General features: G+C 37.2%; 17 protein-coding genes. 7 read left to right on the forward strand and 10 right to left on the reverse strand.

Features of this window, described 5'->3' with window-relative positions; translation table 11 throughout:
• The first annotated feature begins 44 nt into the window (after positions 1–44).
• Positions 45–899 (forward strand): Rpn family recombination-promoting nuclease/putative transposase, encoded by an 855-nt coding sequence (locus tag AN490_RS19100; protein ID WP_300006480.1) that lies wholly within the window; start codon positions 45–47, stop codon positions 897–899.
• Positions 900–1,035: 136 nt separating this feature from the next.
• Here the strand turns inward: AN490_RS19100 and AN490_RS19105 are convergent, their stop codons facing one another.
• From AN490_RS19105 to ribBA, 3 genes are all read right to left on the reverse strand, one after another.
• The gene (locus tag AN490_RS19105; RefSeq protein ID WP_300006481.1) at positions 1,036–1,671 is read right to left on the reverse strand and encodes an RloB family protein; all 636 of its coding nucleotides are present in this window, start codon (positions 1,669–1,671) and stop codon (positions 1,036–1,038) included.
• Positions 1,646–2,983: an ATP/GTP-binding protein gene (locus tag AN490_RS19110; RefSeq protein ID WP_300006482.1), complete on the reverse strand. Its 1,338-nt coding sequence runs from the start codon at positions 2,981–2,983 to the stop codon at positions 1,646–1,648. Before AN490_RS19110 ends, AN490_RS19105 begins: the two co-directional genes overlap by 26 nt.
• Before the next feature lie 197 nt (positions 2,984–3,180).
• On the reverse strand, positions 3,181–4,854 hold the full coding sequence (gene ribBA, locus AN490_RS19115) for a bifunctional 3,4-dihydroxy-2-butanone-4-phosphate synthase/GTP cyclohydrolase II (protein WP_300006483.1): 1,674 nt from the start codon (positions 4,852–4,854) through the stop codon (positions 3,181–3,183).
• Between the two features lie 171 nt (positions 4,855–5,025).
• On the opposite strand from ribBA, the gene AN490_RS19120 reads away from it, so the two are divergent.
• A complete protein-coding gene (locus AN490_RS19120; RefSeq protein ID WP_053539074.1) occupies positions 5,026–5,877 on the forward strand; it encodes a site-specific DNA-methyltransferase in 852 nt (283 codons plus the stop codon).
• A gap of 16 nt (positions 5,878–5,893) precedes the next feature.
• Here AN490_RS19120 and AN490_RS19125 read toward each other — a convergent pair whose 3' ends face one another.
• Entirely contained in the window at positions 5,894–6,724 is an 831-nt protein-coding gene (locus AN490_RS19125; protein WP_052149936.1) for a ScaI family restriction endonuclease, read from the reverse strand.
• Complete coding sequence (locus AN490_RS19130) at positions 6,725–6,946, reverse strand: helix-turn-helix transcriptional regulator (protein WP_027400752.1); 222 nt, start codon at positions 6,944–6,946, stop codon at positions 6,725–6,727. It abuts the gene before it with no gap.
• A gap of 210 nt (positions 6,947–7,156) precedes the next feature.
• Between AN490_RS19130 and argC the strand changes: the two genes are divergently transcribed.
• Positions 7,157–8,215 (forward strand): N-acetyl-gamma-glutamyl-phosphate reductase, encoded by a 1,059-nt coding sequence (gene argC / locus AN490_RS19135; RefSeq protein ID WP_168696398.1) that lies wholly within the window; start codon positions 7,157–7,159, stop codon positions 8,213–8,215.
• 94 nt (positions 8,216–8,309) lie between these two features.
• Here the strand turns inward: argC and eno are convergent, their stop codons facing one another.
• Positions 8,310–9,599: a phosphopyruvate hydratase gene (gene eno, locus AN490_RS19140; protein WP_300006484.1), complete on the reverse strand. Its 1,290-nt coding sequence runs from the start codon at positions 9,597–9,599 to the stop codon at positions 8,310–8,312.
• 380 nt (positions 9,600–9,979) lie between these two features.
• On the opposite strand from eno, the gene AN490_RS19145 reads away from it, so the two are divergent.
• Positions 9,980–10,825 (forward strand): hypothetical protein, encoded by an 846-nt coding sequence (locus tag AN490_RS19145; protein WP_300006485.1) that lies wholly within the window; start codon positions 9,980–9,982, stop codon positions 10,823–10,825.
• A 487-nt stretch (positions 10,826–11,312) separates the two neighbouring features.
• Here the strand turns inward: AN490_RS19145 and AN490_RS19150 are convergent, their stop codons facing one another.
• Positions 11,313–11,897, reverse strand: a complete 585-nt coding sequence (locus tag AN490_RS19150; protein ID WP_300006486.1) for a Uma2 family endonuclease — start codon at positions 11,895–11,897, stop codon at positions 11,313–11,315.
• Positions 11,898–12,063: 166 nt separating this feature from the next.
• On the opposite strand from AN490_RS19150, the gene gloA reads away from it, so the two are divergent.
• The 3 genes from gloA (at position 12,064) to AN490_RS19165 (ending at position 15,827) form a co-directional block, all read left to right on the forward strand.
• A complete protein-coding gene (gloA, locus tag AN490_RS19155; protein WP_300006487.1) occupies positions 12,064–12,456 on the forward strand; it encodes a lactoylglutathione lyase in 393 nt (130 codons plus the stop codon).
• A 92-nt stretch (positions 12,457–12,548) separates the two neighbouring features.
• On the forward strand, positions 12,549–15,167 hold the full coding sequence (gene clpB, locus AN490_RS19160; RefSeq protein WP_300006488.1) for an ATP-dependent chaperone ClpB: 2,619 nt from the start codon (positions 12,549–12,551) through the stop codon (positions 15,165–15,167).
• Positions 15,168–15,197: 30 nt separating this feature from the next.
• The gene (locus AN490_RS19165) at positions 15,198–15,827 is read left to right on the forward strand and encodes a methyltransferase domain-containing protein (protein WP_300006489.1); all 630 of its coding nucleotides are present in this window, start codon (positions 15,198–15,200) and stop codon (positions 15,825–15,827) included.
• 35 nt (positions 15,828–15,862) lie between these two features.
• Here AN490_RS19165 and AN490_RS19170 read toward each other — a convergent pair whose 3' ends face one another.
• From AN490_RS19170 to AN490_RS19180, 3 genes are all read right to left on the reverse strand, one after another.
• Positions 15,863–16,225, reverse strand: coding sequence for a hypothetical protein (locus AN490_RS19170; protein ID WP_300006490.1), 363 nt, complete (start codon positions 16,223–16,225; stop codon positions 15,863–15,865).
• A 218-nt stretch (positions 16,226–16,443) separates the two neighbouring features.
• On the reverse strand, positions 16,444–17,355 hold the full coding sequence (locus AN490_RS19175; protein ID WP_300006491.1) for a DUF4351 domain-containing protein: 912 nt from the start codon (positions 17,353–17,355) through the stop codon (positions 16,444–16,446).
• A 713-nt stretch (positions 17,356–18,068) separates the two neighbouring features.
• The coding region (locus AN490_RS19180; protein ID WP_300006492.1) for a tetratricopeptide repeat protein at positions 18,069–18,617 on the reverse strand (549 nt) is incomplete at its 5' end.

The following is an 18,617-nucleotide window of genomic DNA, read 5'->3' on the forward strand; positions in this document are numbered from 1 at the left end:
GTGATTAAATTTAGAGGATATTTAACAAATAGATAGAATGCTTCATGCGTCGAGACTCCATTTTCTATAAACTATTTCAACAGTCTCCAACTTTGCTATTTGAACTGTTGACAAATCCACCCATAAATGCAGATGCTTACCGATTTGATTCGGTAGCTGTCAAAGAACCCAAGTTTGAAATAGATGGAGTATTTCTCCCCCCAGAAAACGAAGGTGCTGGGGTTGTGTATTTCTGTGAAGTGCAGTTTCAAAAAGATGAACAACTTTATGAAAGAGTATTTGCAGAATCTTCACTATATTTCTATCGCAACCGCGTTAGATTTAGTGACTGGCAAGCAGTTATAATATATCCATCTCGCAATACCGAACAAAGGGACATTTACCCTCATAGAACCTTACTAAAAGGTGAACAAGTACATAGAGTGTATTTGAATGAATTGGGGGATATTCGTCAATTACCTCTATGGGTAGCATTGATGGTATTGACTACGGTAGAGGAAGAACAAGCACCAGCAGCAGCACGGGATTTGTTAATAAGAACCCGTGAAGAAGATCCTCAACCATCAAGTCGCGCCATAATAGAGATGATCACGACTATCATGGTGTACAAGTTTGAAAAACTTAGCCGAATGGAGGTAGAGTCTATGCTAGGAATAACACTCAAGGAAACTAGAGTTTACCAAGAAATTAAGGAAGAAGGACGAGAAGAAGGACGAGAAGAAGCAACTGTTAATGTGATTATTCGACTGTTGACTAAGCGATTTGGAAAAATCTCTGAGGAAATACGCTCCTCAATTTCTAGTTTACCTTTGCCGGTTCTCGAAGATTTGAGCGAAGCATTGTTAGATTTTACCAGCTTTGCTGATATCCAAACTTGGTTAAAAGGGCGGGTAAATTAAAGTATTTGGGCTGAATATTCGCGTAATTTGCTAGTTAATAAAAAAGGGAATAGGTGAAAATCAAAAACTTACCTATTTCCAAAATTACATTTTTTTCGCCAGTTAAGAAGCGTTAATACTGCTAATAAATAATTGCTCATTCAAAATTTTTTTGTTTTTGCAGTTTATCAATTAGAATATGTACTTTTGTTGATGGTTTTGTACATCCATCTTCGTTAGGATGATTGTTTTCTAGTTTAATAGCATGATTAATTGCTTTTTCTTGATTGGATTTGAGTTTTTCATATAGCAATTTATCACTTTTATTATAATTTTCTCCTGGGTTTAAAATACCCTCTTTTCTCATTTCTGATTCTAGCCTTGGACGTAATTCTTTGTAACTACTAAAGGGACTGGTAGTATAACAACAATGGAGTAAAAACCAAAATTCAAAACAGGGTATTGATGTTATAGATTCAAAATCATGTTCTTTTGCTGTGCTGAGAGCTTGTTTATATTTTTCCGGTTTATTATCATCATCAAATATACAAAATACTTGATCATATTGTTTTTGTTGATATAGATCATAAGCTGTATTTACAATCTCTAAAGGATCTCCACCATTAGCGGAAACTATTTTAATCTTAATTGTTGATAATTTCAATTCACGTTTTAAAGAATCAAAGTAATTATATTCTGTTTGTTCACCCTCAACTACAATTAAAAGGTCTCCTCTAGGATTTTTATTCTCCGAACTTCGTTTTAAATTATTTGTCGATTTTCCCTTTCTCATCTTTTTCACTCCCTCCCTTGAACCCATTAATAAAAGGAATAGCACCATAACGACCTAGTAGATAACCTTTTTGTAAAGATTCATGTTCACGAGGTCGAAAGTCAAACAATGAATATAGTTTAGTCATGCTGTTATCTTTTTCAGTAAACCATATCTGGTCAGGTCTGAATGTTTCATCATCTAATAATGTAGTATCATGAGTTGTAAATATTAATTGAGCATTGTTTCTATTAATTTCTGGATTATTAAACATTTTTATTAATGCTTTAGAAAGAACTGGATGTAAACTTCTGTCTAGTTCATCTATGAATATTACTTCTCCATATTGTAATACATATAGCCAGTATCCAGCTATTTCAAATAAACGTTGTGTACCATCAGATTCATCTAATAAATCAAGTTCTACTTCTTGATGAGAGTCATTCATTTTATGAATAGTTATTATATCTAATTTGGTAATTTCATCAATAGTTATATCTGCTCTTTCATGTTGTTCAATTTTCTGTTTCAGAAAATCTTTATAAAAAGAATTTATTCCTTCAGGCATAGGTTTTTCATCAATTTTAATACCAGAAATATCAATATCTGCTTCACTAATTAATTTAGCAACTAAAAATTTGAAATTATCATCCTCATCAAATCTGCTCAAAGTAAATTCTATATGACGATCATTATGACTAAGAATATTTATTTCATTCTCAAAAAAATAAAATACCTCTGTTAATTGAGGATGATTATTTTGTGCAGCATGAGATATAAATAAAGAATTAGAACGAACAAATCTTTGAATACGCTTTTTTTCCCCTTTTAATCCTTTACCAAAAGACCATTTATATCCTTCATCTGGTTGAAACTTTGGATCATCTGGCAGATATTCACGAGAAAACCAGTTTTGTTGAATTTCATTTGGATAAGCAATTAACCACTCTTCAAATACTCGTTCTCGATTTAAAGAAACTCCATATTCATAACGAATTTTTTCATGAATAAAAATCACTTCAAAACTACTAGGCTTTTTTGCTGATTCACTATTTAATCTAAATGGTTCAACAGGTAATTTATCCCCAATTTGCATTCTACTAGCTGAGTTAATGACAAGATTTTTCAGCACTTGTATAGCTTTGAGTAAATTACTTTTACCTGAAGCATTTGGACCATAAATAGCAGCACTTGTAACTAAGCGGAAATCATCATTATTAGGGACAGGAAAAGTATTACCATCTAGCATGGTTTCATTATCAGCAGCTACCATACTCAATGTTTGCTTTTCTTGGATTGAACGATAATTTTCTACACTGAATTCTACAAGCATGGCTTTCTTCTTAGTTGGTTATCTGTGTATAAACCACAAATTATTATAAATAGTAAAAATTATACTTTTTGTAATTGCTAATGTCTAGTTAATAGCAACTTTTATTTGTGGGGTTATTCAAGCATACATAAATAATCAACAAATAGCTCTAGTTATAAAACTAAAGCTATGATTAATCTATGGAAATTCAGCAAACCCTACTTACTAAAACTGTAAATGTGCTGTGTTTGAAAAATACCTTTTAAAGAAGAAGGTAGTACACCATCAGCGAAAGTTTGCCTATCTAACTGTACTTGCAAATTACTCAAAGGATCGCTACCTGTCGCAATCAGAAATTCTATTTTCTGAATATAGGGTAAAGTTGCAATTTCATCTAAAATCTGGCAAATTGCTTGCAGGTAAGGATGACCTTTTTGTTGATACCAATTGGATTCAGCAATATTCGCTTGGTCAAAACCTAAATGTACAGTTAAAGATGGTTGATCAAATAAAGCGATTCCCAAGGGACGGGCTTCTTCTTGTAACAATAAATGCTGATTTTTTGATAAATACCGTAATTTCTCTAGACGCTCATAACGTTCAGTAACCGATTCTGGTTCATCTTGCCAATGTATAGCAATTGTTACAAGATAAGTTTGTAACAGCATATGCCCCAATTTCTTAGCTTTAGTAGCTAGGTAATAGGAATTAAAATCATTAGACTCAATTAAGAGGGGAACACGATCTACCACGTCTAATCCATAACCTTTAACACCAGCGATTTTCCGGGGATTATTAGTGATCAAACGGATTTTTTTAATGCCCAAATCCATGAGAATTTGCGCCCCCATGCCATAATCACGCAAATCAGCAGGAAACCCTAAACGCTCATTTGCTTCCACCGTATCCAGTCCCATATCTTGTAAAGAATAGGCCTTGAGCTTGTTAACTAAGCCTATACCCCGTCCCTCTTGACGTAGGTAAACAACGACACCTTGACCAGCATTTTCAATCATTTTTAATGCGGCTTGTAACTGCATCCGACAGTCGCAACGCAAAGATCCTAAAGCATCTCCTGTTAAACATTCCGAGTGCATTCGCACCATCACGGCTTCATCTCCAAAATTTGCCGGATCTCCCTTGACAATGGCAACGTGTTCTGTGTTATCTAGGGTGTGACGGTAGCCGTAAATATCAAATTGACCAAACTGGCTGGGGAGTTTGGTAATGATTTCTCGATATATCAGGCGATCATTTTGGAGACGATAACTGATTAAATCAGCAATGCTAATAATTTTCAGGTGATGATTTTTGGCATATTCCATTAACTGATGTAACCGCGCCATTGAACCATCAGGGTTTTGAATTTCGCAAATTACCCCGGCTGGATACAGTCCCGCTAGTCTGGATAGGTCTACAGCGGCTTCTGTATGTCCTGCCCGTTTGAGTACGCCTCCTGGTCTAGCCCGCAGGGGGAAAATATGCCCCGGTCGTCGTAATTCTTCGGGTTGTGTGGCTGGGTTGAGGGTGACTTGGATCGTGCGGGCGCGGTCTTCGGCGGAAATACCAGTGCTAACGCCCAAATGGGGACCAGCATCAATACTAACGGTAAAGGCGGTTTGGTTAGTATCTGTGAGTTTGCTGACCATTAATGGTAAGTCTAGTTCATCAAGGCGATCGCCTGTCATTGCCAAACAAATCAGTCCTCTGGCTTCTACAGCCATAAAGTTGATCATATCCGGGGTGGCAAATTGGGCGGCGCAAATTAAATCGCCTTCATTTTCTCGATTTTCGTCATCTACGACAACGATGACACGACCGGCTTTGAGATCGGCCAAAGCGGCATCAATAGAATCAAATTTAAAGGTTTGGGTAATATTAGGCTGTGACACAGAAAATTTCCAGCTATCAACGTAAAGTTTTTTAACAATTTCTTATTTTAGATTGTAGCTTGTTTATCGGAATTAGAGGTTTTGGGAGATAACTAAACTGTTACTTGCTAATAAAGTAGTTCATATATACTATTAGTAGTTTAGAGTACCATATACACAGATTATTAAGCTATGAATTTGACTGATATAAGTAAATTACTAGGTAAACCCTACTTTCAAGCGTCTAATTGTCTCATTTACAATTTAGATTGTTTAGAGGCGATGACAATTTTACCAGATGAATCAATTAATTTAACTGTCACCAGTCCACCGTATAACATTGGTAAAGAATATGAAAATTTATTGCCATTAGACGATTATATAAATTGGTGTGAACAATGGATAAAAGAAGTTTATCGTCTGACTTTATGTGATGGAGCTTTTTGGCTAAATTTAGGTTATTTATCTATTAAAAATCGTGCTAAAGCAATTCCTATTTCATATTTGCTTTGGGATAAAATTCCTTTTTATTTAATTCAGGAAATTGTTTGGAATTATGGTGCTGGAGTCGCAGGAAGTAAGTTCTTTTCACCTAGAAATGAGAAATTTTTGTGGTATGTGAAAAATTCAGAAGCTTATACTTTTAATTTGGATGATATTCGTGATCCTAATGTTAAATATCCGAATCAAAAAAAGAATGGTAAAATCAGGGTTAATCCTTTAGGTAAAAATCCTACTGATGTTTGGGAATTTCCGAAAGTAACTTCTGGACAAAACCGATCTTCAAAAGAAAGAACACCACACCCAGCACAGTTTCCCTCTGCTGTCATTCAAAGAATAATTCAAGCATCTTCAAATCAAAATCAAATTATCCTAGATCCATTTTTGGGTTCAGGTACTACTGCTATGGTAGCTTTAGATTTAAATCGGCTAGTAATTGGTTTTGAAATTCGTCAAGATTACTGTGATATTGCTGCTAATAGAATTGAAACTTTTTTGAAAGAACAAAGTTGTCAAGTAGAACAAATGTCTTTATTTCTATAAAGGTATTTTTGTATTTTTAAGTTAACCACCACCAAACACTATTTATTATGTTTTTACCCAGCGCAAATTTTTCAATCCCCGAATTCAATTTAAGTATATTGTGATATTTTTCCTGCGCTTTGGCTTTTTTAACAGTTTGATTATTACCTTGATAATCACTTAATTCCTGAATAATTTTGATTCCTTCCTTATTCATCTCATTCGCAATTACATCACCAACTTTACATAATAAATTAACAGGAGAATCTAAAATATATTCTCCTGTTATTGTAAAAAGTTTATGCTCATAGACTTTTTGATCTAAACCAGATGCCTGACCTGTTGCTGATTTTTGTGCATTCCAATCTTCATGGTCTATCCAACCAAATCTTAATAATGTTAAACTTTGCTGGTAGAAATTAGCTGTAATATAATAACCAGACTTTTCTTTTTTAGTAAGCTCCCCATTATTTTCATCTTTTGCTTTTTGACCATAGCTGCGATTTCCAAAAATTTTTGTGCCAAGCTGACCAGAAGTTTTTATCTCTATTGAATATCTTGTATCCTTTAGATAAACAATATCTTTTTCATCTTTACTTTGTGTTCCTCTCCATTCCTCTGGATAACGCTTTTGCAATTCTTTGGCAAAGAGTTTTTCAAAAAAATAACCCACCATAATAGCTGGTGGATCAATTTCTGCCAGGCTCAAATATGTGTCTTCCTCTCCTATTTTTGTTTGCCATAAAAGCTGCCAACTCTTTAAAGCAACCTCTCTAATAACATTTGGCTTGAGAGGATGTTCTTCTATCAGTTCTTTTGTTTTATCTGCCCATTTTTCAACTGGAATACTGGCATAAGGAAATACCATTTAGTCTAAACCTTTTAATAATTCACTGGGTGACATTCCCAAAGCCTGAGCAATACGGATAATATTTAACAAAGCAATATTTCTTTCACCACGTTCAACACCACCGATGTAGTTGCGATGTAGTCCTGACAGTTCTGCTAACTGTTCTTGGGAAAGATTTTGTGCTTTTCTGATTGTGCGAATGTATTCGCCAAACTTTTGAAGTTGAGAATTTTCTGTCACATAGCAAACATAATCTTTAGTGGTACTGATTTTCTACACACTATGAGTGTGATTATTTTTTAAAGATATTTGTGATTATAGGTACGCTAAAAGATCCTCTTTGCTATACAATGCAGCGAAAGTTCAATCAAAAGTCATTAGTAATTAGCTAGTAGCTTGACTGCTGATCACTGATAATAGATAACTAAAAGTGGATAAGGATTTAAGATCATGGGAAATTTAAGACGCGTACCAGTTGGAATTGTTGGCGCGTCAGGGTATGGCGGAGTACAGCTAGTGCGACTGCTGATGGATCATCCTCAAGTGGAAATCGTTTATTTAGGTGGTGAAAGTAGCGCGGGTAAATCCTTTGCTGACCTTTACCCACAGTTCGGTAATATAGTAAATTTGCCCATTGAAGCAGTACAACCGGATATTATTGCTAGTCGTTGTGAAGTGGTATTTCTGTCTTTACCCAATGGACTGGCTTGCCAAATTGCTCCCCAACTTATAGAAAAAGGCTGCAAGGTACTGGATCTGAGTGCTGATTATCGCTTTGGTGATTTGAAAACTTATACAGATTGGTATGGTACAGAAAGAAGCGATCGCACCATAGCCGCCACAGCAGTTTATGGTTTACCAGAATTGTACCGCGATCGCATTGCCGAATCAAATCTAATTGGCTGTCCCGGTTGCTATCCTACAGCCAGTTTACTGGCACTTTCCCCACTTTTAAAACAAGGGTTAATAGTTCCCGAAACAGCCATTATTGATGCCAAATCCGGCACATCTGGGGGCGGCAGACAAGCCAAAGTTAACCTGTTGTTAGCCGAAGCTGATAACTCTCTAGGTGCTTATAACGTCGGTAGACACCGCCACACCCCAGAAATTGAGCAAATTTGTAGTGAATTGGCAGGTCATGACGTGAAAATCCAATTTACACCCCACCTCATCCCTATGGTGCGGGGGATTTTAGCCACTGTGTACGCTACCATGCGCGATCCTGGTTTAGTCCGTGATGACCTCATTACCATCTACAGTGCCTTTTATCGTAATTCCCCTTGGGTGAAAATCTGCAATAGTGGCACTTATCCCCAAACTAAATGGGCGTGTGGCAGTAACAATTGTTATATCGGCATAGAAGTTGACCCCCGCACTGGTCGCGTTATCGTCATGTCAGCCATTGACAACTTGATAAAAGGTCAAGCTGGACAAGCAATTCAATGTATGAACCTGATGCTAGGCTGGGATGAAACCTTAGGATTACCTAAAGTTGGGTTTTATCCTTAATTCGGTAATGGGTAATGGGTAATGGGTAATGGGTAATGGGTAATGGGTAATGCTGTTTACAATCACCAATCACCAATTACCAATCACCAATTGCCTATTTTGGTCCTAAACCAACAGTACCAGCATAGACGGCGCGATCGCCTAATTCATCTTCAATTCTGAGTAAGCGATTGTATTTTGCTACCCGTTCACTGCGACACAGAGAACCAGTTTTAATTTGACCGGCGCGAGTAGCTACAGCTAAATCAGCAATGGTTGTATCTTCAGTTTCACCGGAACGATGGCTAATTACTGAACGGAAACCGTTGCGAGTGGCTAAATCAATGGTTTCCAAAGTTTCAGTTAGTGAACCGATTTGATTCAATTTAATCAAAATCGAATTAGCGGCTTTTTGTTCAATGCCTTTTTGTAAGCGGGTAGCGTTAGTTACAAATAAATCATCACCCACCAATTGTACTTTTGAGCCGATTTTCTGAGTTAGTAATTGCCAACTTTGCCAATCTTCCTCATGTAAACCATCTTCAATAGATACAATGGGATATTGGTCAACCAACTGACCTAAATAATCAATAAACTCAACAGGACTATGGGGTTTACCATCATAAACATATTGTCCATTTTTGTAAAATTCACTTGCAGCCACGTCTAAGGCTAAAGCTACTTCTTCACCGGGTTTGTAACCAGCTTGTTTAATCGCCGCTACCAACAATTCTAAAGCCACTTGGTTAGATTCTAGGTTAGGTGCAAAACCACCTTCATCACCTACACCTGTCAGCAAACCTTTATCATCTAACACTTTGCTGAGAGTTGCAAACACTTCCGCACCCCAACGCAAAGCTTCTTTGAAAGAAGGAGCGCCAATAGGGACAATCATAAACTCTTGAAAGTCTACGTTATTAGATGCGTGCGCTCCACCGTTGATCACATTCATTAAGGGGACTGGCAATAAATTTGCCAAAGGTCCACCTAAATAGCGATAGAGAGGAATGTCTGAAGCTGCTGCACCTGCTTTGGCTGCTGCTAAGGAAATACCTAAAATTGCATTTGCGCCTAAGTTAGATTTGTTAGCTGAACCATCTGTAGCAATCATTGTCCGGTCTAACAGTTCTTGGTTGAGGACATCCAACCCTAATAATTTGGGTGCTAATATCTCATTGGCGTTTTTTACCGCCGTGAGGACTCCTTTACCACCATAACGGCTTTTATCCCCATCCCGCAGTTCATGAGCCTCAAATGTGCCTGTGGAAGCACCGCTGGGAACTTGTGCGAGTCCCACTGCACCACCAGCTAAATGTACTTCTGCTTCTAGTGTAGGTCTTCCCCGTGAGTCGAGGATTTCGCGGGAGACAATGGCTTCAATAGCGGTGTCTAGAAATTTAGTCATTCGTGGTTTGTCCTTGATTTTGAGTATGTCGTCAGGGTTCAACCTTTACAGTTTACTAATAACCCAATCGCTAGTTTATGTGTTTCTGGGGGAAAATCGGCTGACATTAAAGAAGATTTCCAATCGTGACGGGTGACAATGCTCGCTGAGTATGGAAGGAAACATGGAATTTGTCAGAATCAGGATGCTCAGGATTAAAGGATGTACAGGATTATTTATTGATAATTTACTGATTCTGAATACATCAATAGTTGCTGTTTTTATTTTTAATATTCGGGGATAAAATCCTGACAATCCTCAAATCCTGTAAATCCTGATTCTGACTAATATGAATTGTATTAATTAATAGTTTATGATTAACTTTCAATCACAAATTACTTATGAAACTGACACTATCCACAATCGCACTTATCGGCATTTTTGCCATGCAGCCCGGTAAACTAAATGCTATACCCCCGCAGCATTCTCAACAAATTACTAGTCACGGGACCCTGATCATCAGTCAGGCTACGGAACAGCTAGATGTATCTTTGCTCATGAAAGCATTTACAGGCTTTTTGCAGAGCGATCGCTATCAAACTGAGTCAGAGATAAAATTTAAAGTTGGTACGAAAGGTGCTGAGATTGGCCTCGAACTCAAAACTAACACTCTCTCCCAGTCAGGTAATAAGTTTCGCTCAGAAATCACTTTTTCAGACTCAAAAGGAGGAAGCAAATCAGCTAATTTGGTGGTCTCCGACGGTAAACAAGTTTCGATTTACCGAGCCGATTTAAAACAATACGCTGTCACCTCTTATAGAGATTTCTATAACTCAGGACAGTGGATTTTTGTCAGCGTTGGTGCCTTATCCTTTTTAGAATTACCAGAAGCGCAGCGAAAAGTCATTGCTGAAGGCAATTTATCAGATAAAGATGCTTTGGAATCTCTTGGTCTGGCTAGTAAAGGATTAATTAAAGGAGATAGACGCACGGTTGATGGTGAGTCATTCTATGTCTATAACTACAAAGATCCAAAAGAGGGATTTATACTAAGCGGATTTGTAGAACCAGAAACTGCTAACCTTAAGCAAATTAAAGTCGTAGGTAAATCAAACGATCTGGATATTCAATATACAGAAAAAATTCTCACTAGAACTGCAAATCCTGTCATCAGTGCCGATACTTTCACCTTTTCACCACCTCCAGGTACTAAAAAAGTGAAATCCCTCTCTATCACACCTTTTTAAATGAATATTTAAGGTACACAGACTTACCACTCATCCTGTCCCTCGAACACCAATTTTGAGGGCATTTCCATAATTCCGCAGTTATCCCCCTTTCTGTACCATCCCATTCAATTTAGGGACTTCCAAGAAATAAAATCCCCAAAAATTTCTTGTAGTGCGGGCATACTATGGCTAACGCCACGCTGCGCTATCGACAAGCTCAGTACAAGTCTTGCCCGCTAATCATCAAGGACAGGCATCCTGCCCATCCCACAAAATTGGGTAATTTATTTTTTGGTGTTCCCTTAGAGCATTTTTAACTGGATTGTGATATAAATTGTACTGTAAGTAGGTTGGCGTTAAAAATTGTCGTTATGACAAGGGAACAGGGAACAGGGAACACGGAAGAGGTTTTGGGCAACTTTACTTTTCGTTACATATTTCGGTTTTTTTCCGTTCACCTACTTAGTATAACTAAATCAAAGATGAATTATTATTAATTCGATAACTACCAAATTTTCCCCATATTCAAAACAAACCCCGGTAAAATAGGTTCACAACTCACAGTATCAGGATTTTCTAAACATTCCTCTACTTGTCCAGGACGATAAATATAAACTCGACGATTTTTGCGGTCAATTAATAACCCTAATTGGATTCCTGATTCTTGCATATATTCCTGCATTTTCTCTTTTAAAGGCTGCAAATTATCAGAATTTGACCTTAATTCAATGACAAAATCAGGACAAATAGGTGCAAATTTCTCTTGTTGTGTAGGTGTGAGTTGATTCCATCTTTCTAACTTTACCCAAGCAGCATCAGGAGAACGTATTGCACCTGTGGAAAGTGTAAATCCCGCACTAGAAGAAAAGCCAATTCCTGCACCATTTTCATCTGACCAAATTACTAACTGTCCAATAATATGAAATTCTCGATTTCCTGTTTCTGAATCAACAGGTGGCATAATTAATATATTTCCAAATTTATTCCTCTCAATGCGTAAATCACGGTTTTCTTGACAGAATTCAAAAAATTCTTCATCTGTCATTTGCATTGATGAGGGAAAATGTAATATCAAAGGTGATGAAATCATAATTATTTCCTCCATCTGAAATTAAAATTAATTTTACCACAAGCTCTTGCTGAAATTGGTCAAGATAGAATTATCAACGATTTGGCAATTAAAAGCAGAATTAAACGCAAGTATCGTGAAAATTCCCTATCAGATATAAAATATAAGCATTGAACAAAGGTTAAATATGCGATTACTACACACAATGCTTCGCGTCGGTAACTTAGAAGAGTCCTTAAAATTTTACTGTGATGTTCTGGGAATGAAGTTACTCCGACGTAAAGATTATCCAGCGGGAGAATTTACCCTGGCTTTTGTCGGTTATGGAGAAGAAAGTGATCATTCAGTTTTAGAACTCACCCACAACTGGGGCGTAGAAAAGTATGATTTAGGTAATGCCTATGGTCATATTGCTTTGGGTGTAGATGATATTTACGCTACTTGTGAGACTATTAAACAACTGGGTGGTAAAGTAGTTCGAGAACCAGGACCAATGAAACATGGTTCTACAGTAATTGCTTTTGTGGAAGATCCAGATGGTTATAAAGTTGAATTGATTCAATTAAAAACTCCAGAATAGTTGAGGGTAGAGGGTAGGAAGAGAACTTCTTTACCCATTACCCAATTCCCCCCTAAACTTAAATTACAAGTCTAAAATCTAAAATTTTACAAATGCAGCCTACAGATCCTGATAAATTTACTGATACAGCCTGGGAAGCGGTAACAAAATCCCAAGACGTGGTTCGTGCTTATAAACAACAACAATTAGAAGTTGAACATTTAATTATCGCCCTTTTAGAAGAACCTACCAGCCTAGCTACAGCCATTCTCACCCGTGCGGAAGTTGATTCAGTCCGGTTCAAACAACAACTAGAGGCTTTTACCCAACGTCAACCCAAGGTTGGTAAAAGTGATCAACTTTACCTGGGGCGGAATTTAGATTTACTTTTAGACAAAGCCGATGAAATTAGAGCCAAAATGAGAGAGGAGGAAATCTCAGAAGGGCATATAATTTTAGCGTTTGGTAATGATGAACGGGTTGGTAGAAGATTATTTAAAAGCTTAAATATAGATATTGCTCAAGTAGAACTTGGGGTTAAATCTGTTCGCGCTACTCCCAAAATCAAAGCATCTCCAAAAGCAGAAGCGGATGTGCAAGAGGAAGCTTTAAAAAGATTTGGACGAGATTTGACAGAACAAGCCAAAGCAGGAAAATTAGATCCTGTGATTGGGAGAGATGATGAAATTCGCCGGGTAATTCAGGTTTTATCTCGACGTAGTAAAAATAACCCTGTGTTAATTGGTGAACCAGGAGTTGGTAAAACTGCGATCGCTGAAGCATTAGCCCAAAGAATGGTAAATGGCGACGTTCCTGAGTCTTTAAAGAATCGCCAATTGATTTCCTTGGATATCGGTAGTTTGATTGCAGGAGCAAAATACAGAGGTGAATTTGAAGACCGTTTAAAGAATGTCCTCCGTGAAGTTACGGAATCAAACGGGCAAGTAGTTTTATTTATTGATGAACTCCATACCGTTGTCGGCGCTGGTTCTAATCAACAAGGTTCAATGGATGCAGGAAACTTACTTAAGCCAATGTTAGCGCGGGGTGAATTGCGTTGTATTGGGGCAACTACCTTAGATGAATATCGCAAATTTATTGAAAAAGATGCAGCATTAGAAAGACGTTTTCAACAAGTATATGTAGATCAACCAACAGTAGAAAATACAATTTCGATTTTGCGAGGGTTGAAAGGGCGTTATGAAGTGCATCATAACGTCAAAATTTCCGATTCCGCTTTAGTTGCTGCTGCAACCTTATCAGCGCGTTACATTGCCGATAGATTTCTACCAGACAAAGCTATTGACTTAGTTGATGAAGCCGCAGCGAAATTGAAAATGGAAATTACATCCAAACCTGCGGAATTAGAAACCATTGACCGGCGTTTAATGCAGCTAGAAATGGAAAAGCTGTCATTATCTGGAGAAGAACAGAGTATTTCTCCAACTAGAGAACGATTAGAACGAATTGAACAAGAAATTGCCAGTTTAACAGTTAAACAGCAAATATTTAATGAACAATGGCAAGGGGAGAAGCAGATTTTAGAATCTATCAGCGGGTTGAAGAAAGAAGAAGATGCCATGCGGGTGCAAATTGAACAAGCAGAACGAGACTATGATTTAAACAAAGCCGCTCAATTGAAGTACGGTAAGTTAGAAGGTGTGCAACGAGAACGAGAAGTTAAAGAAGCGAAACTTTTAGAAATGCAAACCCAAGGTTCGACTTTGTTGCGCGAACAAGTCACCGAAGCCGATATTGCCGAAATTGTCGCTAAATGGACAGGAATTCCCGTCAATCGGCTTTTGGAATCAGAACGGCAAAAATTACTGCAATTAGAAAGTCATTTACATGAACGGGTAATTGGTCAAGAAGAAGCTGTTTCCGCCGTTTCTGCGGCGATTCGTCGCGCCCGTGCGGGTATGAAAGACCCCTCTCGACCTATTGGTTCATTCTTGTTTATGGGACCAACTGGAGTGGGTAAAACCGAACTCGCCCGCGCCTTAGCTCAATTTCTCTTTGATTCGGATGATGCTTTGGTGCGTTTGGATATGTCCGAGTACATGGAAAAACACTCGGTTTCCCGTCTCGTGGGTGCGCCTCCCGGATATGTGGGTTATGAAGAAGGGGGACAACTTTCGGAAGCGATTCGCAGACATCCTTATTCTGTGGTGCTGTTAGATGAAGTGGAAAAAGCCCATCCCGATGTATTTAATATTTTGTTGCAGGTATTGGATGATGGTAGAGTTACTGATTCTCAAGGAAGGGCTGTAGATTTTCGGAATACTGTCATAGTCATGACTAGCAACATTGGTAGTGAACATATTTTGGATGTATCTGGGGATGATTCCAAGTATGATTTAATGCGTAATAAGGTGATGGAAGGTTTGCGAAGTCACTTCCGTCCCGAATTTCTCAACCGCATAGATGACTTAATTCTATTCCACGCTCTTAATCGTTCAGAAATGGGGCATATTATCCGTATTCAACTTAAACGGGTGGAAAATCTGCTCAAAGAACAAAAAATCTCTTTTGAAATATCCCAAGCCGCTTGTGATCATCTTGTGGAAGCTGGTTATGATCCTGTTTATGGCGCACGTCCATTAAAACGGTCAATTCAGCGCGAGGTAGAAAATCCTCTGGCTACGAAGTTACTGGAAAATACTTTTGTTTCTGGTGATACTATCATCATTGATAAGGCTGAAACTGGGTTAAGTTTTAGTAAAAAAGTTTAAGCATTTTCATTAGTAAATAGGGGGCTTTCTATGGAATTGATTTCTTCTTTAGGGATTACAAGTTCCCAATATCTTTCCAAGGAAAGATTTATTAGTTATCATCATCAGTCGCGGTTATTGTTTTCCTTGGGTAGTCAAGTTAAAAATGTTCTAGAAATTGGTATTTTTAATTCTTTGTTTACAGAAATACTCCGACAAAATAACTATAATGTAACTACTGCGGATATTGACCCCAATCTCAAACCAGATATAATCTTGGATTTGACGGCGGACTTTATACTACCAAAAGATAAGTTTGATGCAATTGTTCTGTTTCAGGTATTAGAACATTTCCCTTACGAAAAATCTGAATTAGCATTGCAAAAACTCGCCGCAATTACTAAGAAATATTTGGTGATTTCGATTCCCAATGCTACTGAATATCTATCATTGCAAATCAAAACTTCTTTTCTACTTAAAGCCAGACATTTACTCTGGGAAATTCCCCAATTTTGGAGTACAACACCACTTTGTGATGAACATTATTGGGAATTGGGATTGAAAGGATATCCCAAAAAGCGGTTTTTGGAATCTGTTGCTAAAGCTGGTTTGATAGTGAGGGAAGAATATGTTGATCCTACTTTCCCATATCACTACTTTTTGATCTTAGAAAAAATATAAGTGCAGAATATGGGTTTTCAGATCATGAGAATATCCTACTCGGTTTTCTTTTTGGTGGGACGTTTACGTTCTGATTTCTTCTTGAAACCTACTGCTTGGGCTGCATCACTATCTGACCCAAATTGACCTTTTACTGCTTCTTTCATGGCTAAAACAGCATTATGGAACTCCCATTCTGCTTGTTTGGCTGCGTCTGCGGAGGCTTTAAATAATGCTTGTTTTTCGGTTTCTTCTTGTTGTCTTGTCACCATTTCTGCATAGGCTTTTTGTAATGCTTCCGGTGTGGCTGCTACACGAGCAGTGGTATAATTAGGGACAGCTTTGAGTCCGTTGTAAGAATCTATATCTTGCTGGAGGTTGCTAGGGGTAATGCGGCGGGTAGTATCTGGTGCTGGCATAGTAATTTTGTTGTTAAAAATATTTGTATCAGTTTACTATACAGTGTGTATTTATGGCAAGACGTTATTTAGATTTTTTATTTGAGTAGATTTGGATTGCTAAACAATGCTTGTGTATTGATATCTAATATTTTTGTTTTTTATGCAATGCTTAAAGAATAAATGACAATGGTTTAAAATCGCAATTTAATCTTTTTAGCATTGCTAACATTAAGTCATCAGCTATCTGTTTCTTGTGGTTTCTGTTGCTTTAACCAGGTTTCTAAGTCAGCAACTTGTGAAAAATCTAACAAAGCATCTGCTAAATTTTCCAGTTGTTCTATAGACAATAATTGAATTTGCTCGATTAATGACAATTTAATTTCACCAAATCGGCGATTTATGAGGCGTAAAACTAGACGTTCTTCTCCTTTTTGTTCTCCTTCTAGTCTAGCTTGTTCTTTATCTCGTTGATAAAATGGTGCTAACCGCATAATTAACTCCTTATCTTCTGGTTCTGAACTTTTATTGATCTTTAAAGTCTGTTGGAGGTTGTAAAGCAATTCTAACGTTGCTTGTTGGAATGGGTAATTAGTTGGTAATGTTTCTAATTCATCAATTGCTCTTTTTTGTACTGTTTCCCGTCCTAATAGTCTTAACCATAGGGTTTCGGGTGTACGTGGTAATTGATGAATAGCGACAATGGCTGTATTCAAGTAATCTGCTAAAAAGTAGATTCCTGCTGGCCAATTGGGGTTTTCTATGGCTCTAAAGCCGGATAATAGGGTTTGTGATGCTGTTGGTGTCAAAACCCATAGTTTAGGTGTTTCTATGGTAGCTATGGGGTTTTTATTCCGTTTTGCTTCTCGTTGTAATGCACCTCTCACTTCTAATGATTTTAACAAACAATCACAGATTTCTTCTTTGCTTGCTGGATTGCGAAAGGGTTCAAAGATAGCAGGTGTAGCTGCTAGTTTACCTAACAATCCTAATATCTCGATGTCGGCGGTTTGTGTGCTGACGGGGGAAAATAATACATCTATTTCCCTGATTTCTCCAGCTAAATGGCTGGGTGCTTCAACTTGTCCAAAGGGTTTTAGTAGTTCTTCTAAATAGTCTTTTGCGAATTGGTCATGGATAAATCGGGTCACAAGTGGTTCTGTAAGAATATTTAAGATAGTTCTTCCTTATCAAGTTCAGGATAACATATTTTAAATGAGATGTCAATAGTTTTATTACCTTTTTTTGGGCGATGCTTTTAAGGTGTTAGGAGTTAATGTTCTATTGGTTTGGCAAATAGGTTTATTATTTTTTTCTCACGCAGAGACGCAGAGGCACGGAGAGTTAAGTTGTCTGTTTGCGAGATAGTTCTTCCTTATCAAGTTTACGATAACATATTTTAAATGGGAAGTCAATAGCTTTATTATCTTTTTTTGGCGATGAGTTATGAATGGATGATGAAAATATTTTTCTGGATTGTTATCTGATGCTTTTGGAATAATTGTCTGAATCAGGATGTCCAGGATTTAAGGATTTGCAGGATTATATGTATAAGAGTCATTATTGTGGATGATTTATGGGTTTTACTTTAATTATTGCGTTATTTTCTATCTAAGCAGTTTTATATTTATGGGTTTGGTAGTTGTTCTCAATGGTTTTTGGTAAGTTAATGATGAGTTACGCGAAGCAAAATTAGTTTTGTGAGAGTTTCCCACAAAATCGCATTATATTGATTTAACTCAAGCATGATCTTATTCAGGATTTTAGTAATTTATCAAGTATTTTGACACTTATAATCCTGTAAATCCTATAATCCTGGATATCCTGATTCAGACAATTTTATGATTGCATCACAAACCTGTTTTTATGTATTGCCATCAGATACTTCTGTTTGTTGTTGCAAAGACTCTCGAATAGATGACAATAACTCAGGATTGCTTTCTATCATTTCTAGCAAGGTTAATGCTGTTTCTGTATTGACTGCGGGAAGGTTTGCTTGTTTAGCAAGTGTTTGGAGAATATTAATCAAAGTTTCTTCATTGCAATGTAAAAGTTTCATTATATACAAAAGCTTTACTATAAATGCTGCGTTTTGCGTATTAGGATGTTCATTACCTAATCTGTTTTGATATATTACCAATGCTTGTTGAGCTAAATCTTCAGCTTCTGAATATTTGCCCTGAGACTCATACAATAATGCCAAATTATTCAGACTGGTAGCAACATCGGGATGATCATTACCTAATTGGCGTTTTCTGATATCTAAAGATTGCAAATAAAGAGGTTCAGCATCGTTGTAACGTCCTTGAGATTCATACAACACTGCCAAATTATTTAGACTGGTAGCAACATCGGGATGATCATTACCTAATTGGCGTTTTCTGATATCTAAAGATTGCAAATAAAGAGGTTC

Source organism: Anabaena sp. AL09 (assembly GCF_001672255.1).
Lineage (GTDB): Bacteria > Cyanobacteriota > Cyanobacteriia > Cyanobacteriales > Nostocaceae > Dolichospermum > Dolichospermum lemmermannii.